The 21,157-nt window shown below is 62.2% G+C and carries 26 protein-coding genes; 5 read left to right on the plus strand and 21 right to left on the minus strand.

Translation table 11 applies throughout. The annotated features are described in order from the left end of the window. Positions 1-405, minus strand: coding sequence for a VOC family protein (locus ACODTZ_RS09060; protein WP_489025251.1), 405 nt, complete (start codon positions 403-405; stop codon positions 1-3). Between the two features lie 190 nt (positions 406-595). Next, the gene (gene rph / locus ACODTZ_RS09065) at positions 596-1,312 is read right to left on the minus strand and encodes a ribonuclease PH (RefSeq protein WP_112982013.1); all 717 of its coding nucleotides are present in this window, start codon (positions 1,310-1,312) and stop codon (positions 596-598) included. Between the two features lie 183 nt (positions 1,313-1,495). Here rph and hrcA point away from each other — a divergent pair, with 183 nt between their 5' ends. After that, positions 1,496-2,584, plus strand: coding sequence for a heat-inducible transcriptional repressor HrcA (hrcA, locus tag ACODTZ_RS09070; RefSeq protein ID WP_018898172.1), 1,089 nt, complete (start codon positions 1,496-1,498; stop codon positions 2,582-2,584). 2 nt (positions 2,585-2,586) lie between these two features. Here the strand turns inward: hrcA and ACODTZ_RS09075 are convergent, their stop codons facing one another. Next, positions 2,587-3,021, minus strand: coding sequence for a GFA family protein (locus ACODTZ_RS09075; protein ID WP_047507031.1), 435 nt, complete (start codon positions 3,019-3,021; stop codon positions 2,587-2,589). A gap of 219 nt (positions 3,022-3,240) precedes the next feature. On the opposite strand from ACODTZ_RS09075, the gene grpE reads away from it, so the two are divergent. Next, on the plus strand, positions 3,241-3,861 hold the full coding sequence (grpE, locus tag ACODTZ_RS09080) for a nucleotide exchange factor GrpE (RefSeq protein ID WP_018898174.1): 621 nt from the start codon (positions 3,241-3,243) through the stop codon (positions 3,859-3,861). A 43-nt stretch (positions 3,862-3,904) separates the two neighbouring features. Here grpE and ACODTZ_RS09085 read toward each other — a convergent pair whose 3' ends face one another. Beyond that, entirely contained in the window at positions 3,905-4,849 is a 945-nt protein-coding gene (locus ACODTZ_RS09085; RefSeq protein WP_026282940.1) for a nucleoside hydrolase, read from the minus strand. Between the two features lie 288 nt (positions 4,850-5,137). On the opposite strand from ACODTZ_RS09085, the gene ACODTZ_RS09090 reads away from it, so the two are divergent. The 3 genes from ACODTZ_RS09090 to ACODTZ_RS09100 all read left to right on the plus strand — a co-directional run bounded on the left by ACODTZ_RS09090 (position 5,138) and on the right by ACODTZ_RS09100 (position 6,682). Then, complete coding sequence (locus ACODTZ_RS09090) at positions 5,138-5,569, plus strand: Hsp20 family protein (RefSeq protein WP_047507035.1); 432 nt, start codon at positions 5,138-5,140, stop codon at positions 5,567-5,569. Positions 5,570-5,619: 50 nt separating this feature from the next. Next, positions 5,620-5,877: a BQ00720 family protein gene (locus ACODTZ_RS09095; protein ID WP_018898177.1), complete on the plus strand. Its 258-nt coding sequence runs from the start codon at positions 5,620-5,622 to the stop codon at positions 5,875-5,877. Between the two features lie 145 nt (positions 5,878-6,022). Continuing rightward, the gene (locus tag ACODTZ_RS09100) at positions 6,023-6,682 is read left to right on the plus strand and encodes a carbon-nitrogen hydrolase family protein (RefSeq protein WP_489025255.1); all 660 of its coding nucleotides are present in this window, start codon (positions 6,023-6,025) and stop codon (positions 6,680-6,682) included. Between the two features lie 35 nt (positions 6,683-6,717). Here ACODTZ_RS09100 and ACODTZ_RS09105 read toward each other — a convergent pair whose 3' ends face one another. The 17 genes from ACODTZ_RS09105 to trpS all read right to left on the minus strand — a co-directional run bounded on the left by ACODTZ_RS09105 (position 6,718) and on the right by trpS (position 21,157). Beyond that, entirely contained in the window at positions 6,718-7,161 is a 444-nt protein-coding gene (locus tag ACODTZ_RS09105; RefSeq protein ID WP_489025257.1) for an NUDIX domain-containing protein, read from the minus strand. 17 nt (positions 7,162-7,178) lie between these two features. Continuing rightward, entirely contained in the window at positions 7,179-7,880 is a 702-nt protein-coding gene (trmB, locus tag ACODTZ_RS09110) for a tRNA (guanine(46)-N(7))-methyltransferase TrmB (RefSeq protein ID WP_047507043.1), read from the minus strand. A gap of 4 nt (positions 7,881-7,884) precedes the next feature. Next, entirely contained in the window at positions 7,885-9,126 is a 1,242-nt protein-coding gene (gene metK / locus ACODTZ_RS09115) for a methionine adenosyltransferase (protein WP_209232534.1), read from the minus strand. 180 nt (positions 9,127-9,306) lie between these two features. Continuing rightward, on the minus strand, positions 9,307-9,726 hold the full coding sequence (locus ACODTZ_RS09120) for a helix-turn-helix domain-containing protein (RefSeq protein ID WP_018898182.1): 420 nt from the start codon (positions 9,724-9,726) through the stop codon (positions 9,307-9,309). A gap of 151 nt (positions 9,727-9,877) precedes the next feature. Further along, positions 9,878-11,485 (minus strand): apolipoprotein N-acyltransferase, encoded by a 1,608-nt coding sequence (lnt, locus tag ACODTZ_RS09125; RefSeq protein WP_489025258.1) that lies wholly within the window; start codon positions 11,483-11,485, stop codon positions 9,878-9,880. 77 nt (positions 11,486-11,562) lie between these two features. Then, positions 11,563-12,714 carry a hemolysin family protein gene (locus ACODTZ_RS09130; protein ID WP_489025260.1) on the minus strand — a complete coding sequence of 384 codons (1,152 nt, stop codon included), beginning with the start codon at positions 12,712-12,714 and terminating at the stop codon, positions 11,563-11,565. Continuing rightward, positions 12,711-13,226, minus strand: a complete 516-nt coding sequence (gene ybeY, locus ACODTZ_RS09135; protein WP_489025262.1) for an rRNA maturation RNase YbeY — start codon at positions 13,224-13,226, stop codon at positions 12,711-12,713. The genes ACODTZ_RS09130 and ybeY overlap by 4 nt, the downstream gene beginning before the upstream one ends. Continuing rightward, positions 13,226-14,278, minus strand: coding sequence for a PhoH family protein (locus tag ACODTZ_RS09140; protein WP_026282943.1), 1,053 nt, complete (start codon positions 14,276-14,278; stop codon positions 13,226-13,228). The genes ybeY and ACODTZ_RS09140 overlap by 1 nt, the downstream gene beginning before the upstream one ends. Positions 14,279-14,296: 18 nt before the next feature. After that, the gene (gene miaB / locus ACODTZ_RS09145; protein ID WP_489025264.1) at positions 14,297-15,706 is read right to left on the minus strand and encodes a tRNA (N6-isopentenyl adenosine(37)-C2)-methylthiotransferase MiaB; all 1,410 of its coding nucleotides are present in this window, start codon (positions 15,704-15,706) and stop codon (positions 14,297-14,299) included. Between the two features lie 47 nt (positions 15,707-15,753). After that, complete coding sequence (gene olsA / locus ACODTZ_RS09150) at positions 15,754-16,551, minus strand: lyso-ornithine lipid O-acyltransferase (RefSeq protein WP_489025457.1); 798 nt, start codon at positions 16,549-16,551, stop codon at positions 15,754-15,756. A gap of 33 nt (positions 16,552-16,584) precedes the next feature. Further along, positions 16,585-17,013: a Fur family transcriptional regulator gene (locus ACODTZ_RS09155; protein WP_018898190.1), complete on the minus strand. Its 429-nt coding sequence runs from the start codon at positions 17,011-17,013 to the stop codon at positions 16,585-16,587. A gap of 36 nt (positions 17,014-17,049) precedes the next feature. Next, positions 17,050-17,550, minus strand: coding sequence for a GNAT family N-acetyltransferase (locus tag ACODTZ_RS09160; protein WP_489025267.1), 501 nt, complete (start codon positions 17,548-17,550; stop codon positions 17,050-17,052). After that, on the minus strand, positions 17,547-18,206 hold the full coding sequence (gene tsaB / locus ACODTZ_RS09165) for a tRNA (adenosine(37)-N6)-threonylcarbamoyltransferase complex dimerization subunit type 1 TsaB (RefSeq protein WP_489025269.1): 660 nt from the start codon (positions 18,204-18,206) through the stop codon (positions 17,547-17,549). Before tsaB ends, ACODTZ_RS09160 begins: the two co-directional genes overlap by 4 nt. Before the next feature lie 96 nt (positions 18,207-18,302). Further along, positions 18,303-18,869, minus strand: a complete 567-nt coding sequence (locus tag ACODTZ_RS09170; RefSeq protein ID WP_018898193.1) for a NifU family protein — start codon at positions 18,867-18,869, stop codon at positions 18,303-18,305. Positions 18,870-18,980: 111 nt separating this feature from the next. Then, positions 18,981-19,472 (minus strand): universal stress protein, encoded by a 492-nt coding sequence (locus ACODTZ_RS09175; RefSeq protein WP_047507053.1) that lies wholly within the window; start codon positions 19,470-19,472, stop codon positions 18,981-18,983. Between the two features lie 88 nt (positions 19,473-19,560). Then, a complete protein-coding gene (locus ACODTZ_RS09180; protein ID WP_489025271.1) occupies positions 19,561-19,992 on the minus strand; it encodes a cupin domain-containing protein in 432 nt (143 codons plus the stop codon). A gap of 100 nt (positions 19,993-20,092) precedes the next feature. Further along, complete coding sequence (gene trpS / locus ACODTZ_RS09185; protein ID WP_018898196.1) at positions 20,093-21,157, minus strand: tryptophan--tRNA ligase; 1,065 nt, start codon at positions 21,155-21,157, stop codon at positions 20,093-20,095.

The raw sequence follows: 21,157 nt of genomic DNA on the forward strand, positions 1-21,157 counted from the left end.
TCAAAGATTCCAAAGTTTGGGTTCGGCGCATTCCAGGCTGTTGCCGTCAGGATCGCGGAAATAGATCGATCGCGCCTCGTTCGGCCAGCAGAAATCGCTTTCGATGGAAACGCCCGCTTTGTTGAGCTTTTCCGCGATCAAGTCAATCGCTTCCGCACGCATCCGGAAACAGGCATGCCCCGCGCCCGTCGTGCCATGCGGCGGAACCGGCAGCGCGTCGGAAGAGGGCGGCTTGATCGTTTCGTGACGGTTGAAGATCAGAAGAATGCCCGGGCCGCAGCGGAAGAAGACATGCCGGTTCTCATGACGCAGAACTTTCTCGAGGCCGAGAACATCGCGATAGAAGCGTTCGGCGGCATCGAGGTCGTCGACATAAAGCGCGGTTTCAAGAATGCCGTCGATCATGCTGTCATTCTCCGGGAGATGCCTTCGCGTGCTGGCTTAAGACCCTCTCTGGCCTGCCGGCCATCTCCCCCACAAGGGGGGGAGAACCGCTGGGCGTGCCCGCTTGCCTAAATTGGGCGTCGAGGGCTAGGCCGGGTTAAGCCCTCCCCCTTGTGGGGAGGGTTGGGGAGGGGTCTTTATTCAGCTCCCCTCAGGCAATCGCCGCCTTCTGCATCTCCACCAGCTCGGCAATGCCGTTCTTGGCAAGCGCCATCAGCGCGCCGAACTCTTCCTCGCTGAACGGCGTGCCCTCGGCCGTGCCCTGGATCTCGACGATCCCGCCGGCGCCCGTCATCACGAAGTTCGCATCGGTCTCGGCCGACGAGTCCTCGAGGTAGTCGAGGTCGATGACAGGCTGGCTGGCGAACACGCCGCAGGAGATCGCGGCGACGTGGTCCTTCAGGACCCGCTCGACCTTGATCATGTTGCGGCTTTCCATCCACTTCAGGCAGTCGTAGAGCGCGATCCATGCGCCGGTGATCGATGCCGTGCGGGTGCCGCCATCGGCCTGGATCACGTCGCAGTCGAGCGTGATCTGGCGTTCGCCGAGTTCCTTGAGGTCGACCACGGCGCGCAGCGAGCGGCCGATCAGGCGCTGGATTTCCTGGGTGCGACCACCCTGCTTGCCGGCGGCTGCTTCGCGCTTCATGCGGTCGCCGGTGGCGCGCGGCAGCATGCCGTATTCGGCTGTGACCCAGCCCTTGCCGGTGTTGCGCAGCCACGGCGGCGTCTTTTCTTCAAGGCTCGCCGTGCAGAGCACATGCGTGTCGCCGAATTTCACCAGACAGGAGCCTTCAGCGTGCTTGGAAAAGTTGCGCTCGAAGGTGACCTTGCGCATCTGGTCGGTTTTTCTGCCTGATGGCCGCATCCTAATTCTCCTCGGTGCACGGGACCGGGAACGCGGGCGCGATCCCAGGCTTCATCCTATGTGCGGGTCTGTTGTTGACCGCTTCTACGATTGGCGGCGCGCATTTGCAAATTCCCTTTTGCGCGCACGGGGAGATTGGCTATATTTTGCGGCATCATTATCAGCATGGGTGCGCAAGGCTTAATGGAATTCAGGTCGTCGACGATTTCGGACGCCGTTGCCGCGCTGGACGAACGCTCCAAGGAAATCTTCCGTCGCATCGTCGAGGGCTATCTGGAGACGGGCGAGCCGCTGGGCTCGCGCAATCTTTCGCGCATCCTGCCCATGTCGCTGTCGCCGGCCTCGGTGCGCAACGTCATGAGCGATCTGGAAGAGCTCGGCCTCGTCTATTCCCCGCATGTCAGCGCCGGCCGCCTGCCAACCCAGGTGGGCCTGCGCTTCTTCGTCGATGCCTTCATGCAGGTCGGTGATCTCTCCGCCGAGGACCGCGCCAATATCGACCGGCAGGTGCGGGCGGAAAGCCGCGATGGCCCGATGGAAGCGATGATGAACGAGGCAAGCCGCATGCTGTCGGGCATGTCGCGCGGTGCCGGTCTGGTCATCACCTCCAAGAGCGATCCCGTGCTCAAGCACGTCGAGTTCATCCGCCTGGAGCCCACCAAGGCGCTGGCCGTTCTCGTCGGCGATCACGACCAGGTCGAAAACCGCATCATCGAGCTGCCCGCCGGCGTCACCTCCTCGCAGCTCACCGAAGCCGCGAATTTCCTCAACGCCCACATGACCGGCCAGACGCTGCCCGAACTGCGCAGCCAGCTCGGCCGCTTGAAGGCCGATGTGCGCCACGAGCTCGACGCGCTGTCGCAGGATCTGGTGGAACGCGGCATCGCGGTCTGGTCCGGCAGCGCGGATGAAGGCAAGCCGGCTCAGCTCATCATCCGCGGCCGCGCCAATCTCCTGGAGGGGCTGGGCAATCCGGATGATCTCGATCGCCTGCGCATGCTGTTTGACGATCTGGAAAAGAAGGACAGTCTGCTGGAGCTGCTGAACCTGGCCGAAAGCGGCCCTGGGGTGCGCATCTTCATCGGCTCGGAAAACAAGCTCTTCTCGCTCTCCGGCTCCTCGCTGATTGTCGCACCCTATCGCGACGAGGACGACCGCATCGTCGGCGCCGTCGGCGTCATCGGCCCGACGCGGCTCAACTATTCGCGCATCGTGCCGATGGTCGATTACACCGCCCAGCTCATGGCAAGGCTCTCGCGCCCGTCCAAATAGCGCTATTCCGGCAACTGCACGCCGGAGCCGCCCATTTCCGCAGGCATGTCCTTGAACTTCGGCAACCCGTCCTTCACGTGAAGGATCGTGTCCTCGTAGTTCACATGCATGGTCGGCTTGTAATCGAGATCGGGGATAACGGGCGCATAGACGTCGGTCACGCCCCAGAGCGGATGCTCGCTATAGAGATGCCCGCCGCAGGTGTCGCAGAATTTGCGCACGCTGTAATCGGTCTTCTGGAAGCTCTCCACATGTTCGCCACCCTTGGTGACGCGAACCGCCTGCGGCTGCCACAGCGTGAAGGTGTTGATCGGCCCGGCCGACCAGTGCTGGCAGGAGCGACAATGGCAATAGCCCATCGCGACAGGCGTGCCGGTCACGGTCAGTTCCACGGCACCGCAAAAGCATTTCCCGACATAGACGTTTTCGTCGGCCATCTCAGCACCTCCCAGGTTGAGAGATGAGTGTCGCACCGTATTAGGTTTTGCGAAAGTAAGAATGACATGTGGCTGCCGCCTCGTTGTCGCTTTCATAAGCGGTGGCCACGGGCCGAACATGCCTGTGTTTGCGACCTTCTTCGTCACGCAGACTTGATTTTTGATGTTCAAAGTTCGATATCGGGCTCATCCAAAAGCCACCAATGACCGGAGAACGTCATGACTGACGAGACGACGAAGAACGGACCTGACGCAGCCGCGGAAGAAGCCGCAGCCGACGCCGCCGCAAACGTCGAGAACGAGACCGCAGCCGAGCCCGATCCGATCGAGCTCCTGAAGGCTGAGAATGCCGAGCTGCGCGACCGCTATCTGCGCCTCGCCGCCGACATGGACAATCTGCGTCGCCGCACCGAGCGCGAAGTCAAGGACGCCAAGTCCTACTCCGCAGCCGGCTTCGCCCGCGACATGCTGGCTGTCTCCGACAACCTGCGCCGCGCGCTCGACGCCATCCCGGAAGAGGCCCGCGCTGGCGCCGATGCCGGCCTGACGACGCTGATCGAAGGTGTCGAGATGACCGAGCGCTCGATGCTGTCGACGCTGGAGCGCCACGGCGTGCGCAAGCTGGAGCCGGTCGGCCAGAAGTTCGACCCGAACTTCCACCAGGCAATGTTCGAAGTGCCGAACCCCGACGTGCCCAACAACACCGTCGTCCAGGTCGTCCAGGCCGGCTATTCCATCGGCGAACGCGTCCTGCGCCCCGCCATGGTCGGCGTCGCCAAGGGCGGCCCGAAGATCGTCGAAGCCGAAACCAACTCGGTCTTCGACCAGAAGGATGCCTGATCCGATCGGGCCCGCCTAAGCGCGCCTGATCTCATCAAGACAGTCAGATGCGGGCGAAGCGTTCGATCAGGAGATCGAAGAAGCCGTCCGCGTCGACATCGCGCATCACGGTCGCGTTGCGCTTGCGGTCGGTCACGTGCCACCAGTCGACCACGGTCATGCCGACGGTCAGCTCCGACTTCACCTCGATTTCGACATTGCAGACCCGTCCCTTGAACAGCTCCGGCTTCAGCAGATAGGCAACGACCGTCGGGTCGTGCAGCGGGCCGCCGTCCGAGCCGTATTTCTCGATATCGAAGCGCTCGAAGAACTCCAGCATCTCCACCATCGCGATCGCCGGCCGCGTACCGATCTCGGCCATGCGCTTGACGCGCGATTTCAGCGTCAAGAGCTTGTGCGTCACGTCGAGCGGCATCATCACGATCGGCACGCCGGAGCGGAACACGATGTCGGCGGCCTCAGGATCGACGTAGATGTTGAATTCGGCCGCAGGCGTGATGTTGCCGCCCTCGGAATAGCCGCCGCCCATCATGACGAGCTCGCGCACGCGGCCGATGATATCTGGCGCCTTCTGGAAGGCGAGGCCGATATTGGTCAGCGGTCCGAGCGTGCAGAGCGTCACCGTGCCTTCAGGCTCGCTGCGCAGCGTCTCGATGATGAAGTCGACGGCGTGGCCGGCCTGCAAAGGCATGGTCGGCTCGTCGAGCTCGGGGCCGTCAAGGCCGGTCTTGCCGTGCACATGCTCGGCGGTCACGAGCGGTCGGGCGATCGGCTTGTCGGCGCCGGCGAAAACCTTCGTGTCGGTCTTGCCGCAGAGCTCGCAGACGATGCGCGCATTGCGGCTGGTGTAGGAGAGCGGCACGTTGCCGGCGACGGTGGTGATGCCGAGCAGTTCCAGTTCCTCAGGGCTGCCGAAGGCCAGCATGATCGCGGCCGCATCGTCCTGACCTGGGTCGGTGTCGATAATGATCTTTCTCGGGTTTGCCATTCCGTTCGTCCCATCCTCCCGATGCCTTTATCGACGCACATATCGATGCATGCACCATCTGTTTATCTTCCCGGCGCAAATCGGCACAGCCGGCGCGGGGCAGGATTTGATGCGAGGCGCAGCGAGCTTTGTCAAGGCGGTGCAATCGCGTGCTGGGATGGGCGCACGTCTTGCTTCGCTGTCTTCCGCCCTGTCTTGCGAATGACAGCATTCGTTCCCATATTAGCAACATCCGGATGCTGTCTTCAGGTCCGGAAGGGTCGCTTGCATCAAGGACTTGGAACGCTGATGAGCCGTATGACGCCTTTCGCCAGCCCGCTGTTGCTGGGTTTCGACGCCATGGAAAAGACGCTGGAGCGGATTTCCAAGGCGAGTGACGGATATCCCCCTTATAATATCGAGCGCCTCGCCGCCGACCGCATCACTGATGATCCGGAGCGCCTGCGCATCACGCTCGCGGTCGCCGGCTTCAGCGAGGAAGAGCTCGACATCTCCGTCGAGGAAAACCAGCTGGTCATCCGCGGCCGCCAGGTCGAGCAGGGCGAGCGCGAATATCTCTATCGCGGCATCGCCGCCAGGCAGTTCCAGCGCACTTTCGTGCTCGCCGATGGCATGCAGGTTCTCGGCGCGGGCCTGAAGAACGGCCTGCTGTCGGTGGATCTCATTCGCCCGGAGCCGTCGCGTATGGTGAAGAAAATTAACATTTCGGTCCCACAGTAGGACAACGGCGCAAATCGCACCGTTGGTCCCTTCTCTCTGGAGGTACAGGAATGTTGATGAAAGAAGCCAATTCGCACCTGACCAAGACCGAGCTTGCCGGCATCGGCAACGGCGAGGTCGCCTATATCAGGAAAATCCGCTCCGAGGATGTTCCCCGGTGTTTTCCGGAAGCTCCCGATATCGATCCGAACGTCGATCTATGGGCGCTCTTCGGCGCGGACGGAACCCCGATCCTCCTCACGGACAACCGCTCCAGCACCTTCTTCAAGGCCGCTGAAGACGAGTTGAAGACGGTCAGCCTGCACTAAAGGCGGGTCAGCATGAAAACAGACGGCGTTCCCTGGAGCGCCGTTGTTTTGTTTCTGAGGGGCGACTCATGCTACGCCCCATCTCATGCGAATAGCGTCCTTTCAGCGTTTCCCCATTTTCGATGACGCTGAGAAGGCGGCGGGCGTGATCCTGCGCGACCTGACATGGGCCGACAGTCACGGCGCCGATCTCGCCATCTTTCCCGAATGCTACCTCCAGGGCCACAGCTACGACCGCACGATCAACGAGCGGCGCGCGCTTTGCGTCGATGATCCGGCGCTGCACAAGCTGCTCGAACCGCTCTGTTCCACCAGGACAGCGGCCATCGTCGGCTTTGTCGAGCGTCGGGGTGATCTGGTCTACAACAGCGCCATGCTGATCGAGCACGGCGCCGTGGCGGGCGTATACGCCAAGGCCAACCCGCTCGAAGATGGCTGCACGCCGGGCGATGCATTTCCCGTTTGGCAGAGAGCCGGGCGCGGCTTCGGCATCAATATCTGCAGCGACTTCCGCGATCCGGAATTCTCCGATGCCATCGTGGCAAACGGCGCCTCCGTCGTCTGCGCCCCGCTCAACATGATGATCCGGGCGCACAAGGTGGATCAATGGCGCGAGCCCGCGATCGAGAGCCTTCGCGCCTGCGCGGTCCGCACGGGCAGCTGGGTCATCTCCTCCGATGTCGTCGGCGACAGGGGAGATGGCTGGATGAGCTGCGGCTGCACGCTTAGCGTCGGGCCTGATGGCGTGATCGCGAGCAAGGTGCCTGAATGGGAAGAAGGCGCTATCCTGCTGGATATTGATTGACGCTACCGGCCTAAGCCGATGATCAGTCCCGATGCTCAGTCTTGGCCAAACAACATGGACATCGGATAAGGCAGCGCCAGCGGCGGCATGTCGTCTGGTGTGAAGTACCGGATGGATTTCGTCTCGCTGTCCGTCCAGGCGCCGTTGCCGTCGCCAACACGGCACTTGAACAGCGTCACGACATACTCGACCTGATCGCCATTCGGATAAACATATCTGAACTCGTGTCCGCCGAAGACGCCGAGAACACTTGTCGAGGTGACGGCAAGCCCGGTCTCTTCCATGACCTCACGGATAATGGCTTGCTGCGGCGTCTCGCCCGGCTCGATCGCGCCGGCGGGCAGGCTCCATGCTTCTCCGGATGATTTTTCCTGCAGCAGCAGGCGACCCGCCTCGTCATGGATGACGGCGGCGACGGCGGGAAGCAGGATGAGGCGATTGCCGATGAGGCGGCGAAGGTCGGTCAGGGAGGATGCCATTCGCCGACCTCGCTTGATCAGACGCGCTTGAACGTCAGATAGGCCGAGGAGCGACCTTCGCGCCTAGCCTTGGCCTCGTAGCGCGTGCTCGGCCAGCCCTCATAGGGCGTCAGCCAGTCGGCCGCGTTGCTGGCCTGCCAGTCGAAGCCGCCGTGGTCGCGGCACTTCAAGAGCGTCCAGTTCACGTAGGTGTCGATGTCGGAGGCGAAGCAGAACAGGCCGCCGGGCTTCAGCACGCGGTGAAAGCGGTCGAGATTGGTCTTCGAGACGAAGCGGCGCTTCCAGTGCTTCCGCTTCGGCCAGGGATCGGGATAGAGCAGGTCGATCTGGTCGATCGATCCATCCGGCAGCCAGTCGAGCAGCTGTGTCGCATCGTCGTTGTAGACGCGCACATTGCGGGCGCCGGCATTGTCGACGCTGGCAAGCAGCTTCTGCATCGAATTGATGAAGGGCTCGACGCCGATGAAGCCGGTGGAAGGGGTCTCGATCGCGCGGTGGATCAGATGCTCGCCGCCGCCGAAGCCGATCTCAAGACGGAGCCGGTTGGTCTCGACGGGAAAGAGCGTGCTCAGCGGCTCCGGGGGAGCCGCCGAGAGGTCGATGATGAACGCCGGCAAGAGGGTGCTGAGCTTCTCCGCCTGTTGCCCGCGAAGTGCCTTACCCTTGCGGCGACCGAAGAAAGCCTCGGTCGCGCGTCCGCGACGTTCCATGTCAGTCATCGTCTTAAGCCTTGATCGCTTCCTTGAGCGGCTTCACCAGATCGGTCTTCTCCCAGGAGAACGAGCCGTCACGGCCAGCCTTGCGGCCGAAATGGCCGTATGCCGAGGTCTTGGCGTAGATCGGCTTGTTGAGGTCGAGGTGACGACGAATGCCGGTCGGCGACAGGTCCATGGTCTTGCGGATCGCCGCTTCGACCTGGTCTTCCGTCACCTTGTTGCCGGTGCCGTGCAGGTCGACATAGATCGACAGCGGCTGGGCAACGCCGATGGCGTAGGAGATCTGGATCGTGCACTTCTCGGCAAGGCCGGCTGCCACGACGTTCTTGGCGAGGTAGCGAGCGGCATAGGCTGCAGAACGGTCGACCTTGGTCGTGTCCTTGCCGGAGAATGCGCCGCCGCCGTGCGGAGCCGCACCGCCGTAGGTGTCGACGATGATCTTGCGGCCGGTCAGGCCGGCGTCGCCGTCAGGGCCGCCGATGACGAACTTGCCGGTCGGGTTGATGTACCATGCGCAATCCTTGGCGATCGGCAGCTCGCCGAGGGCTTCGCGGATATAGGGCTCCACGACGGCGCGAACCTTCTTCGAATCCCAGCTGTCGTCGAGATGCTGCGTGGAGAGAACGATCGAGGTGACTTCGGCAGGCTTGCCGTCGACGTAGCGAACGGTGACCTGGCTCTTGGCGTCCGGGCCGAGCTTGGCGGCGTCGCCATTGCCTGCCTTGCGGGCGGCGGCGAGCAGCTGCAGGATCTTGTGCGAGTAGTAGATCGGCGCCGGCATGAGATCCGGCGTTTCCTTGCAGGCGTAACCGAACATGATGCCCTGGTCGCCGGCACCTTCGTCGCCCTGCTGGTCGGCGGCGTTGTCGACGCCCTGCGCGATGTCGGCCGACTGCGAGTGCAGGAGAACGTCGATCTTGGCGGTCTTCCAGTGGAAGCCGTCCTGCTCGTAGCCGATGTCCTTGATGGCGCGGCGTGCGGCGGTCTTGAACTTCGACGGGTTGATGACGTCGGCGCCGTTCTTGTCCTTCTTCATCAGGCTCGGCGGCAGGCGAACTTCACCGGCGATGACCACGCGGTTGGTGGTTGCCAGCGTTTCGCATGCGATGCGCACGCCCCATGGGTTGATGCCGGTCTTGGCGGCTTCGCGGTACACCAGATCCACGATCTCGTCGGAGATACGGTCGCAGACCTTGTCCGGGTGACCTTCGGCAACGGATTCGCTGGTGAAGAGGTAATTGGCACGCATTCCGGGATTCCCCTCAAAGAATAAAAAGCTGCGTAGTGGTACTCAGTTCAGGGCTGAAAAACAAGCGCAGAAGGACATAAATATATCTTTATATCTGCGACGAAGTGACAAATTTTGCCCAAAAAACGCAAAAAAGCGGCCTTTACGACCGCTTTCTCGACTGTGACTTATGAGGGATGCTTATTCGGAGTCGGCTTCGGCGGCCAGTGCCTTGACCAGTTCGACGACCTTGCGGCGCACCTTGGGATCGGTGATCTTCACGAAGGCGCGGTTCAGCTGCAGCCCTTCCGAGGAGGACAGGAAGTCGACCACGTAGTTGGAGCTCGAGGCTTCCGCCATGCCACCCGCCATACCAGCGTTCTCGCCGGGTGCATCCTCGAAGAAGAAGGAGACCGGAACGTTCAGAATGCTGGAGATGTTCTGCAGTCGGCTCGCGCCGACGCGGTTGGTGCCTTTTTCGTATTTCTGGATCTGCTGGAATGTAATGCCAAGGCTTTCCCCAAGCTTTTCCTGGCTCATTCCAAGCATCGTTCGGCGAAGACGGATGCGACTGCCAACATGGATGTCGATCGGGTTCGGCTTCTTCTTGTTCTCAATCATGGTGCTGCCCTAACAATAATTCTGCCCTTGTTTAAACCGGCACGCCCAAACCCATCCCCAAAACGCCACGTTGCAAAGTGCGATCTATTCACCTTGAACCATACGTTAAGAATGCCGATCCTAACCACTATGCAATTTTAGGGGTTTTCGGTCAATTACGCTTGAAAACAAAACCAAAACGCGAAGCCATTGCAATTGCAAGCAGAAGTGTCTCGATCAACCAGAAGTACGTTTCGCGTGACAGCGGCGGATGGGCCGGAGAGGCGAAACTATCAAGGGTTGCGTCAATAAAGCCGGTCTCATTGAGCGAAAGACCTGCAATAATTTCACCACGGGGGCTGACAAGGGCAGAAATCCCGCTATTGCCGTCGCGAATCAGCGGCAGACCCGTTTCCACGGCCCGAACGCGGGCCTGCTGGAAGTGCTGGTAGGGCCCCGGCGTGGCGCCAAACCAGGCATCGTTGGTGATGTTCAAAATGGCCGATGCCGAGCCGATATCTCCGGTCATTTCGCCAGGGAAAATGATCTCGTAGCAGACCAGCGGATAGAGCTTCAGTCCGCTTGGCAGCGTCAGCAGCTGGCGCGTGGCGGCCGCCGAGAAGCCGCCGGGCATCTCGACGATATTCTGGATGCCGAACTCGCTGAGAAGGCTCTCGAACGGCATGTATTCGCCGAACGGCACGAGGTGAACCTTGTCGGAGGCGGCGATGATCTGGCCGCGTCCGTCGATCACGTAGATCGAATTATAGTAGCGCGGCGGATTGCCGGGACCCATGTCTTCGACGCGCACGGCGCCGGCCAGCAGCACCTGGTTGTCATCAAGCGTATCAGCGATCCTTGTCAGCGCATCCTGGTTATCGGTCAGGATGAATGGGATCGCCGTCTCCGGCCAGACGATGATGTCGGGCTTGCGTCCACCATCCTTGGGCGCCTCGGCCGAAAGCTTCAGATGCTTCTCGAAGATCGCCGCCCGGTCCGCGTCGCTGTCCATCTTGGCGCTCTGGTCGATCATCGGCTGCACGAGGCGGATGACGGGGCTCTTGTCGGTGGCGGCGGCGGCAACAGGCTTCGGTGCGCCGTAAAGCACATAGGCGCCATATCCGACATGCGCGGCAAGCAGCAGCAGCGCCAGCGAAATGCCGGTTTTGGTGCCCTGCTTGGTGCCGATGAGGGCGGGGGCGGCGAAGACGAAGACGGACAGCGCGGTAATGCCCATGATCCCGATGATGTGGGCCGACTGCATCATCACAGGCACCGGCGTCATACCATAGCCGATGGCGTTCCAGGGAAAGCCCGTGAAGAGCACGCTGCGCGCCCATTCGAGCAGGCCGAAGCTCGCCGCCAGCGCCGCGATCCGCCCGACGCCATCCGACCAGAGGATGCGGGCAAGTGCGGTCGCCAGCCCGTAGAAGATCGCCAACACGGCAGGAAGCCCGAAGATCGCCAGCGGGAGCGCCCAGGCGAACTCCTCGGCGTCGATCATCAGCGCATGCCCGAGCCACCAGAGACCGGCGACGAAGTAACCGAAGCCGAACAGCCAGCCGGTGACGAAGGACGGCCAGAGCCTGCCGATGATGCCGCTGTCGGGTGCGGCCGCGGCACCATCGATCAGCCAGACAAGAAGCGTGAAGGACACGAACATCGCGGCGAAGAAGCCGATGGGCGGAAGGGCCAGAACGCCGAATGCGCCGGCAAGGATCGCCAGCAGCACTCTCTTGTAGCCCCAGACCAGGATGACCCTGTCGGCAATTCGCTCCATGCGCACCCCACCAATCCGCGAATCAACTGAGGTCGCAGTGTTTCAAAAAAGCCGCCCGTTGTCGTGGTTGGCAGTGATCAGTTTGCCGTCGGCGTCTCGCTCTGCCGCTCGTCGCCGTGGTCGAGACCCATTGCGCCGTCACCGTCGCTCTTCGCGCGCCGGCGGATCGCCTGGCGCTTGCGGGTAATCCGCACGCGCTTGATGCGGCGCGGGTCGGCATCGAGAATGTGGAACTCGAAGCCCGGCAGCGCCTGAACGACTTCGCCGCGCACGGGAATGCGCCCAAGCTCGGAGAAGATCAGGCCGCCCAGCGTATCGACTTCGTCGACCTGCTCGGTGATGTCGAAATCGGGGCCGATCGCTTCGGCGATATCCTCGAGCTCGACGCGGGCATCGGCCACGAACATGTCCTCGGAGACCCGCTTGAACATGACCTCTTCGTCGTCATGCTCGTCATCGATGTCGCCGACGACCATTTCCACGATGTCTTCATGCGAGGCCAGCCCGTCAGTGCCGCCATATTCGTCGATGACGAGCGCCATCTGCGTGCGGTTCACCTGCATGCGGCGCAAGAGGTCGGAGGCCAGCATCGAGGGCGGGACGAACAGGATCTTGCGGATGATGCCCGCTTCGGAAAGCGTCTTCTGCAGGTCCACGCGGGCGAGGTCGAAGTTCGGCTTGGCCGAGCGAGGCGCCTTCTGCAGGTTCTCCAGCGCGACCTCGACGATCGGCTCGGCGCCCTTGGCGGCCTTGGTCGATCCGCGGCGCTTGTTGCGCGCCTGCTTGGCGACGTAGGAGAGGAGATCGCGGATGTGCACCATCCCGCGCGGATCATCCAGCGTTTCGGCATAGACGGGCATGCGCGAGCGGCCGGATTCCTCGAACAGGATCATCAGCTCGCCGATGGTGATCGTCTGGTCCACCGCCTCGATATCAGCGCGCGGCACCATCACGTCGGCAACGCGCACTTCCCGGAAGCGCAGGATGTTGTTGAGCATCGCCTTCTCGTCGGCGGAGAAGGCATCGCCATCGGCCGCGTCGGTCATCAGCGCGTCGGCAAGGTCTTCGCGGATGCGCGAACCCTGCTGTGGCCTCAATATGCGGGCAGCCCGCGACCAGAAGGATTGGGATCGTCCGGACTGCCTGCTACTACTGCCACCCTCGTCGGAGGATGATTGATCGGCGGTGTCCTTGGCCTCGGTGGCCGGTCTCGTCGTAAAGTCGCTCATGGTTCCATTTTAAGGTCTTGACCCTCGTATGGGTCAGATAGGCCGAGTTTCGCCAAAATGCGAGTCTCCAGCCCCTCCATTATCTCGGCTTCGGTATCATTATTATGATCGTAGCCGAAGAGATGCAAGAAGCCGTGCACCATTAGGTGAGTGAGATGGTCGTCGAAGCTCTTTTCGAGCTCGACCGCCTCGCGGGCCACGGTCTCGCTGGCGATGATGATATCGCCAAGCATCGGCCCCGGAACCTTGCCCGGCTGAACCGGGAAGGCGGGGAATGAAAGCACGTTGGTCGGCTTGTCCTTGCCGCGCCATTCCGCATTGATGTCCTGGATCGAAGCGTCGTCGGTGAAGACCAGAGACACCTCGGGGACCATCTTCGGAAACGGCTGCTTCTCGGTCTCGCGCAGATAGGTCGCGGCCGTTTCCAGCACGCGGTCGGCCAGCGCGTGAAGCGCGTCTTCGGAGGGCCATTCGCCCTCCTCGATGCTGATCTGTATGTCGAGTTCGGCCATCAGTCCTGCTGCGCGGCCTCTGCTGTATCAGTCAGATAGGTTGCGTCGTAGGCGCGAACGATGCGGCCGACCAGCGGATGACGCACGACGTCAGTGTCCTTGAAGCGGATGATCGAGATGCCCTCGACACCGTTCAGGAGCTGCAGCGCCTCCACCAGGCCCGACTTGACGCCGCGCGGCAGGTCGATCTGGCTCGGGTCGCCGGTCACGATCATCCGCGAGTTTTCGCCGAGACGGGTCAGGAACATCTTCATCTGCATGGACGTCGTGTTCTGCGCTTCGTCGAGGATGACGGCGGCGTTGGACAGCGTGCGGCCGCGCATGAAGGCCAGCGGCGCGATTTCGATGACGCCGGCGGTAATGGCGCGATCGACCTTGTCGGCCGGCATCATGTCATAGAGCGCGTCGTAGAGCGGGCGCAGGTAGGGATCGACCTTCTCCTTCATATCGCCGGGCAGGAAGCCGAGGCGCTCGCCGGCTTCGACGGCCGGACGCGAGAGAATGATCTTCTCGACGACGCCGCGCTCCAGAAGCTGGGCGGCATGGGCGACGGCGAGATAGGTCTTGCCGGTACCGGCGGGACCACAGCCGAAGACGAGTTCGGAGCGCTCGAGTGCGCGCAGGTAGGCATCCTGCGTTGGCGTGCGGGCAATGATGGTCTTCTTGCGCGTGGAAACCTGCGCCATCGTCAGCTTGGCCTTCTTCTCCATCGTCGGCAGGCTCAGCTGATCGTCGGCTGCAACAGCCATGCGGATCGCGCCCTCGACGTCGGAGCGTTCCACGCTGCCGCCCTTCTGGAGCTTGTCGTAGAGATAGTCCAGCGTGCGGCGCGCCTGGTTGGTGGTGACGATGTCACCCGAGATCACGACGGAGTTGCCTCGCGCTCGGGCGTCGATGTTCAGGCGTTCCTCGAGAAGCTTGAGGTTCTGGTCGAATTGACCAAACAGTTCGCTGGCGAACCGATTGTTTTCGAACGTCAGAATAAAGTGATTGGCGTCGCTCGCGATGCGTGGGTGGCGCGGTGAAGAAGAAACCAATTCTTGTCCGTTCAAGCGGTCGAGCTCCTTGAGTTAGGCACCAGCCTCTACCATCTCGGAAAACAGGCTGTTGGGTCCGGTACCTGTGATTCGCACTTTAATAATGTCACCGATTTGCGATGCTTTTGCATCAACATTCACCGACTGAAGCCAGGGGGAACGGCCGATAAGTTGTTGAGACATGCGACCGGGCTTTTCGAGCAACAGTTCGATGGTCTTCCCGACGCAGGATTCGGCAAATTCCTGCTGCTGCTTTAGGAGAAGCGCCTGCAGGCGTTCGAGCCTTTCTGCCTTGATCTCTTCCGGCACTTGGTCCTTCAGATCAGCGCCGGGCGTACCCGGCCGCGTCGAGTATTTGAACGAGAAGGCCTGCGCATAACGGACCTTCTCAACGAGCTTTAGTGTATCCTCAAAATCGGCGTCTGTCTCCCCCGGAAAACCGACGATGAAGTCGCCCGAGAGCGCGATATCGGGACGCGCGGCGCGGATGCGCTCGACCAGCGTCAGATACTCGGCCGCCGTATGGCGACGGTTCATGGCTTTCAGGATGCGGTCGGAGCCGGCCTGCACGGGAAGATGCAGGTAGGGCATCAGCGCTCTCAGATCGCGATGCGCTTCGATCAGCCGGTCGTCCATGTCGCGCGGATGGCTGGTGGTGTAGCGAAGGCGGGCAAGGCCGGGGATTTCGGCCAGCCGATAGAGCAGGTCGCCCAGCGTCCATTCCTGGCCATCAGGGCCGACGCCGTGCCATGCATTGACGTTCTGGCCGAGCAGCGTGATCTCGCGCACCCCGCCCTCGACCATCTTCTGCGCTTCCTCGACGATCTGCGAAACCGGGCGCGACACTTCCGAGCCGCGCGTATAGGGCACCACGCAGAAGGTGCAGAACTTGTCGCATCCTTCCTGCACGGTCAGGAACGCGGTCACGCCGCGCGCCCGGATCTTGGCTTTCTCGGCGATCGGCAGATGTTCGAACTTGTCTTCCAGCGCATATTCCGTATCGACGATGCGCTGCCCTTCCTTGGCGCGGCGCAGCGCTTCCGGCAGGCGGTGATAGGTCTGCGGCCCGATGACGACATCGACGGCGGGCGCCCGGCGAAGGATTTCTTCGCCTTCCGCCTGCGCCACACAACCGGCCACGCCGATCATGAACTCGCGGCCTTCCTTGTTGCGCTCCTTCTTCATGTCGCGCAGTCGTCCCAGCGCCGAGTAAACCTTCTCGGCCGCCTTCTCGCGGATATGACAGGTGTTCAGCAGCACGAGATCGGCCTGCTCCATGTCCTCCGTCGGCTCATAGCCGTCGCGCGCCAGAGCATCGCTCATGCGCGTGGAGTCATAGACGTTCATCTGACAGCCATAGGTCTTGATGAAAACCTTGCGGCTGTTGCTGCCATCACGGAGTGTTGTCTCCGGGGCCGGGAGGAGGGCGCTGTCCTGGGTCATGCCGGCTATTTAGTGGTTTTTGACGCGCGAGAAAAGGGAATCTTGCCTCAGTTTGCGTCCCGGCCTCTAAGCGCCGCACCGAGCATGGCGCGGATGCGGTTGGCGATCGTGGCGCTGACCTGTTTGCGGTTGGTGTCGGCGCTGTAGGAGACGGCTTCGCCGAAGTGGACATCGACGTCGAAGGCGCCGCAGCGGAGCATGTCTTTCAGGTGCGGCAGCATCTCGACATCGCCGGGCCAGGAGGCGAGTGGGCGGTGGTAGCGGCCCATGGGTAGGCCATGCACGCCGGTATAGGCGACCGCGACGGGCTGCACGATGACGGTGCCGGTGGGCGAAGCGGGCACGGCCATGGCGGCGGCGCCGAACAGCGAGGATTTTACCTCCAGCAGTCGGTTGCCATCCGATGTCGTGCCCTCGGGAAACAGCACCACGATCTCGCCGTCGGCCATGCGCGCGGCGATCTCACTCACCTGGTTGCCGGTGTTGCGCTTTTCCTCGCGCACCACGAACACGCTCTTCTGCAGCTTGGCGAGCGTGCCGAAGATCGGCCAGTCGCGCACCTCGTTCTTGGCGATGAAGGCGACGTCGGCGATCGAGGATAGCACCATGATGTCCATCCACGAGGAGTGGTTGGCGCACAGCATCAGCGGCCGATGCGTTTCCATCTGCCCGTGAACGCGAACGCGGATGCCGAGACAGAAGCAGATGATGCGGTGCCAGACGCGCGGCAGCCAGCGGCGCATCTTCCAGTCGTAGCGCAGGGCAAGGAGCTGCCAGGGCATGAGCAGGATGCTGGCGATGAGAATGACGATGCCGGCGAGGGCGACGCGCAGCCAGGCGATCAAATCGAACACTCCGCAGCTGCACGCATCATGATATCAGTGATCGTCCTTCTTGAGCGGTATGCCGTAGAGCTCGAGCCGGTGATCCACCAGCGTGAAGCCGTGCTCGCGGGCGATCCGCTCCTGCAGCGCCTCGATTTCCGGCGAGCGGAACTCGATGACGACGCCGGTCTTCAGGTCGATCAAGTGATCGTGATGCTCTTCCGGCACCGTCTCGTAGCGCGAGCGGCCGTCGCGGAAGTCGTGGCGGGCGATGATGCCGGCGTCCTCGAACAGCTTGACGGTGCGGTAGACGGTGGAAATCGAGATCTTGGCGTCGACCTTCACCGAGCGGCGATAGAGCTCCTCGACATCGGGATGGTCTTCGGATTCCTCGAGAATGCGCGCAATGACCCGGCGCTGCTCCGTCATGCGCATGCCGCGCTCGGTGCAGAGTTCCTCGAGGGTCTTTGCCACATCCGTCATCAGGAGCCTTTCGATAGTCAACGTCTCAAGACGGAACTAGCGAAGAATGCGCTTCATGACAAGCGCCGTAGATACGTCGCCATTGGCGTCCTTGTAGTATCCACGGCGTTCTCCGACCTGGTCGAAACCGAGCTTGCGGTAAAGACCGAGCGCAGCAGCGTTGCCCTTGTCGACCTCGAGGAAGATGCTCTCGCCGCCGCGCTGCTTGGCCTCGCGCATCGCCGCCTGCATCAGCCGCCATCCGAGACCCGACCGTCCGACCTTGGCCTGAACGGCGATCGTCAGGATCTCTGCCTCGCCGGCAACCTCGCGCGCCAGGACAAAGCCCGGCAGCGGCTTCTTCAGGAAGGCGTTGGTCTGCCGTGCCACGAAGCCGAAGACGTTGCCCTGGCTGAGCAGGCTGTAGAACTCGCCGTCGCCCCAGGGACGCGCGAAGCGCTCGCCGTGCAGCGTCGATACCGCATGGCAATCATCGGCATCCATAGGGATGATTTCGAATTCCGGCTTCAGCGACAGATAGGATTCCAGCATGGTCATACTCGCGCAATCGCAAACCCGGCCTGCGGTTTGGCGTCGGGTCCGCGCAGATAAAGTGGCTTCGGCTTTCCGGAAGAGAGGTCGGCGGCAGCGGCAAGGCGCGCCACGATGGAGATGGGGAAATGGTTGGCGTGTTCGCCGGTGGCGTCAGGCCGCAGGAGCGGCGCTGCCGAGCCGGTGACGACGCCGTCGAAGGACGCCGCGAAGGCCTGCGCGTCCTCGACGGTCACGGCCCTGGCTTCATCGAGCGGCGTGCCGTCGGCGTCAAAGGCCTGCAGATAAATCTCGTTGCGCTTGGCATCCATGGCGGCCACCACCTGTCGGCCCGGCGAGCGCTCACGCTCGGCTTCGGCCATGACAGCAAGCGTCGTGATGCCGACGGCGGGAACGCCGAGTGAAAGGGCAAAGCCACGGGCGGCGGCGACGCCGACGCGGATGCCGGTGAATGAGCCCGGACCGATGGTGACGGCAACACGCTCGACATCGGAGAGCTGAACGCCCGCCTGATCCAGCGCGCGATCGACAATTCCCATCAAGTGCTCTGCATGCCCCTTGCCGATCATGTCCGATGCCTCCCCCAGCACCGTATTCCTGCTGCTGTCATAGACAGAAGCAGCGCAATCCACACCTGCGGTGTCGAGCGCCAGTATGATCATGGCATCTATTTCCGAATAAACCGTTCCTGACCTGTCCATACATCGCAAGACGCCGCGTTTGCAAACGCCGCGTCATCGCGATGTGGGTTCAGCTCGTCAGACGGCTTCGACTTCCTGAACTTCCGGCACGAAATGGCGCAAAAGGTTCTGGACGCCGTGCTTCAGCGTTGCCGTCGAGGACGGGCAACCCGCGCACGAGCCCTTCATGTTCAAATAGACGGTGCCGTCCTTGAAGCCGCGGAAGGTGATGTCGCCGCCATCCTGGGCAACGGCCGGACGCACGCGCGTTTCCAGCAGTTCCTTGATGGTCAGGACGATCGTCTCGTCGCCTTCGTCGAAGAATTCGCCATCGGCATCGGCTGCTTCACCAAGCACGGAGGAGGCGCCCATGACCGGCTTGCCGGACATGAAGTGCTCCATGATCGAACCGAGGATAGCGGGCTTCAGATGCTGCCACTCCTGGTCTTCCTTGGAAACGCTGATGAAATCATAGCCGAAATAGACGCCGGTGACGCCATTGATCTCGAACAGGCGCGCGGCGAGCGGCGAAGCGGCTGCTTCCTCGCGATTGCGGAACTCGGCGGTGCCGCTCTCCATGACGATCTTGCCCGGCAGGAACTTCTGCGTGGAAGGGTTCGGCGTGGCTTCGGTCTGGATAAACATGGTGCTCTCCGTGCGGCAGGCGCGCGCCCGCGACGTATTTAGAATTCTTCAAAAGTAGAAATAAGCCGTTTGGCGGTGCAATTCAAGAGACTGATACTCAGGAAATCGCAATCACGCCAACGCGTCCAGTTCCTCATCGCTCAGTGTATCAGGCAAGACGGTAACGGGGATGGGAAAAGCCGCACCACGGCCGGCAACCGACGACACCAGCGGTCCCGGTCCCTCCTTGGCGGAGCTTGCGGCCAGCACCAGAATGGCGATGTCGCGGTCGTCCTCGATGACGGCGTTGATCTGCTCGGCCGCCCCGCCCTCGCGGATGACGATCTCCGGCTCGATGCCGATATTCTCGCGCACCAACTGGGCGGACTTGGCGACCACCGCTTCGGCTTCCTCGCGGGCTTCCGCCCGCATGATCTCCTCGACCCCCAGCCACTGCTGGAAATCGCCGTCGGGGATCACGTAGACGAGCACCAATCCGCCATTGGAATTCTTGGCGCGCCGGCCGGCATAATGGACGGCGCGTTGGCATTCGGGCGTGTCATCGATCACGGCCATGAACTTGCGGCGGTGACCTTCGAGCCGTGAGAGTCGTTTTGATACCATGGGCGCGACTCTGACACTTGATCCGGGAGATTTGCAAGTCCCCGTTTTGCCGCAAATTGTCCGCTCACCGACAGATGTTCGGTCGGGGCTATCGTGGTGCTGCAACGAGCCCGTATAGCAGCATCACTTCCTTGATATGCTCGATATCGGGCTTACCCGCCACGTTGATCACCGATGCGATCTCCTCGAAGAACCGCCTGCCGATCAGGCCCGGTGTCATGGTGATCAGGGCGCGCGCCGTTTCCTGATGCAGGTTCTCATGCGTGTGGACCACGCCGCGCGGAATGAACACCGTGTCTCCGGCCCGCACCTCGCAGCGCTCGCCGTCGACTGTTGTCGTCATTGTTCCGGAGAGACCGAAGATCACTTCGTCGACGTCTTCGTGATAGTGCGCCGCCGGCACGCGCGACTGGTAGGGGACCACGAATTCGAACATGACCATGCTGCCCGCGCTCTGGTCTTCATCGACCAGCAGCCGAACCTCCATCATGCCAATCTGAATGAGGTTCCGGTTGCGCATCTTGGCCTCCTCATGGCTTTGAGGAGAGTACGCCGCAGTCCAGTTTTCGACAAGTCCGACTGGAGAAGCCCGGGCGGCCGAAGCCGCCCGGCTGTTGTTGCTAGTACAGGAAGCCGACGATGTCGCGGACTTCCTTCATCGTCACTTCGGCGCGGGCGCGGGCCCGCTCGCCGCCATCGCGCAGGATCGCGTCGATATGGCTGGTATCGGCCATCAGACGGCGCATCTCGGCGGTGATCGGCGAAAGCACCTTGACCGAGAGGTCGATCAGCGCCGGCTTGAATACGGAGAACTGCTGTCCGCCGAATTCCGCAAGCACCTCGGCCTTCGACTTGTCGGCGAGTGCCGCGTAGATGCCGACGAGGTTGTCGGCCTCCGGGCGGCCCTGCAGGCCGTCGAGTTCGCTCGGCAAGCCATCCGGATCGGTCTTGGCCTTGCGGATCTTCTTGGAGATCGCGTCCTCGTCGTCCATCAGGTTGATGCGCGACAGATCTGATGGGTCCGACTTCGACATCTTCTTGGTGCCATCGCGCAGCGACATGACGCGCGGCGCCGGGCCGTCGATCATCGGCTCGACCATCGGGAAATAGGCGTGCACCGGCTCCTTGCCGACGGTGATATCCACCCCGTATCCTGCCTTGCGGATATGCTCGGCGTAATCGAGGTTGAACTTCATCGCGATGTCGCGGGCAAGTTCAAGATGCTGCTTCTGGTCGTCGCCGACGGGAACATGCGTTCCGCGATAGACGAGAATGTCGGCGGCCATCAGGCTCGGATAGGCGTAGAGACCGAGCGAGGCCTGCTCGCGATCCTTGCCGGCCTTGTCCTTGAACTGCGTCATTCGGTTCATCCAGCCGATGCGCGCCACGCAGTTGAAGATCCAGGCGAGTTCCGCATGCTGCGGCACGGCCGACTGGTTGAAGACGATATGCTTCACCGGGTCGATGCCGGAGGCGATAAAGGCGGCGGCGATCGAGCGGATCTGGTTCGGCATGTCCTCATGCACCAGCTGCGCGGTCAGCGCATGCATGTCGACCACGCAATAGATGCAGTCGTTGCCGTCCTGCAGCGCCACGAACTTGCGGATCGCGCCGAGATAGTTGCCGAGATGGAGATTGCCGGTCGGCTGAACGCCCGAAAAGACCAGTTTCTTGAATTCGTTCAT

This window comes from Rhizobium sp. FG113, assembly GCF_057809895.1.

Coding starts and splice junctions, on each gene's coding strand:
- trpS (WP_018898196.1), bottom strand. CDS start 21,157: ATGAACGAATTCAAGAAACTGGTCTTTTCGGGCGTTCAGCCGACCGGC.
- ACODTZ_RS09130 (WP_489025260.1), bottom strand. CDS start 12,714: ATGAGCGACTTTACGACGAGACCGGCCACCGAGGCCAAGGACACCGCC.
- trmB (WP_047507043.1), bottom strand. CDS start 7,880: ATGACTGACATGGAACGTCGCGGACGCGCGACCGAGGCTTTCTTCGGT.
- ACODTZ_RS09090 (WP_047507035.1), top strand. CDS start 5,138: ATGAGCCGTATGACGCCTTTCGCCAGCCCGCTGTTGCTGGGTTTCGAC.
- hrcA (WP_018898172.1), top strand. CDS start 1,496: ATGGAATTCAGGTCGTCGACGATTTCGGACGCCGTTGCCGCGCTGGAC.
- ACODTZ_RS09170 (WP_018898193.1), bottom strand. CDS start 18,869: ATGTTTATCCAGACCGAAGCCACGCCGAACCCTTCCACGCAGAAGTTC.
- grpE (WP_018898174.1), top strand. CDS start 3,241: ATGACTGACGAGACGACGAAGAACGGACCTGACGCAGCCGCGGAAGAA.
- ACODTZ_RS09085 (WP_026282940.1), bottom strand. CDS start 4,849: ATGGCAAACCCGAGAAAGATCATTATCGACACCGACCCAGGTCAGGAC.
- ACODTZ_RS09075 (WP_047507031.1), bottom strand. CDS start 3,021: ATGGCCGACGAAAACGTCTATGTCGGGAAATGCTTTTGCGGTGCCGTG.
- ACODTZ_RS09105 (WP_489025257.1), bottom strand. CDS start 7,161: ATGGCATCCTCCCTGACCGACCTTCGCCGCCTCATCGGCAATCGCCTC.
- ACODTZ_RS09160 (WP_489025267.1), bottom strand. CDS start 17,550: ATGACCATGCTGGAATCCTATCTGTCGCTGAAGCCGGAATTCGAAATC.
- ACODTZ_RS09155 (WP_018898190.1), bottom strand. CDS start 17,013: ATGACGGATGTGGCAAAGACCCTCGAGGAACTCTGCACCGAGCGCGGC.
- tsaB (WP_489025269.1), bottom strand. CDS start 18,206: ATGATCATACTGGCGCTCGACACCGCAGGTGTGGATTGCGCTGCTTCT.
- ybeY (WP_489025262.1), bottom strand. CDS start 13,226: ATGGCCGAACTCGACATACAGATCAGCATCGAGGAGGGCGAATGGCCC.
- ACODTZ_RS09180 (WP_489025271.1), bottom strand. CDS start 19,992: ATGCGCAACCGGAACCTCATTCAGATTGGCATGATGGAGGTTCGGCTG.
- ACODTZ_RS09095 (WP_018898177.1), top strand. CDS start 5,620: ATGTTGATGAAAGAAGCCAATTCGCACCTGACCAAGACCGAGCTTGCC.
- miaB (WP_489025264.1), bottom strand. CDS start 15,706: ATGACCCAGGACAGCGCCCTCCTCCCGGCCCCGGAGACAACACTCCGT.
- ACODTZ_RS09120 (WP_018898182.1), bottom strand. CDS start 9,726: ATGATTGAGAACAAGAAGAAGCCGAACCCGATCGACATCCATGTTGGC.
- lnt (WP_489025258.1), bottom strand. CDS start 11,485: ATGGAGCGAATTGCCGACAGGGTCATCCTGGTCTGGGGCTACAAGAGA.
- ACODTZ_RS09060 (WP_489025251.1), bottom strand. CDS start 405: ATGATCGACGGCATTCTTGAAACCGCGCTTTATGTCGACGACCTCGAT.
- metK (WP_209232534.1), bottom strand. CDS start 9,126: ATGCGTGCCAATTACCTCTTCACCAGCGAATCCGTTGCCGAAGGTCAC.
- ACODTZ_RS09175 (WP_047507053.1), bottom strand. CDS start 19,472: ATGGTATCAAAACGACTCTCACGGCTCGAAGGTCACCGCCGCAAGTTC.
- rph (WP_112982013.1), bottom strand. CDS start 1,312: ATGCGGCCATCAGGCAGAAAAACCGACCAGATGCGCAAGGTCACCTTC.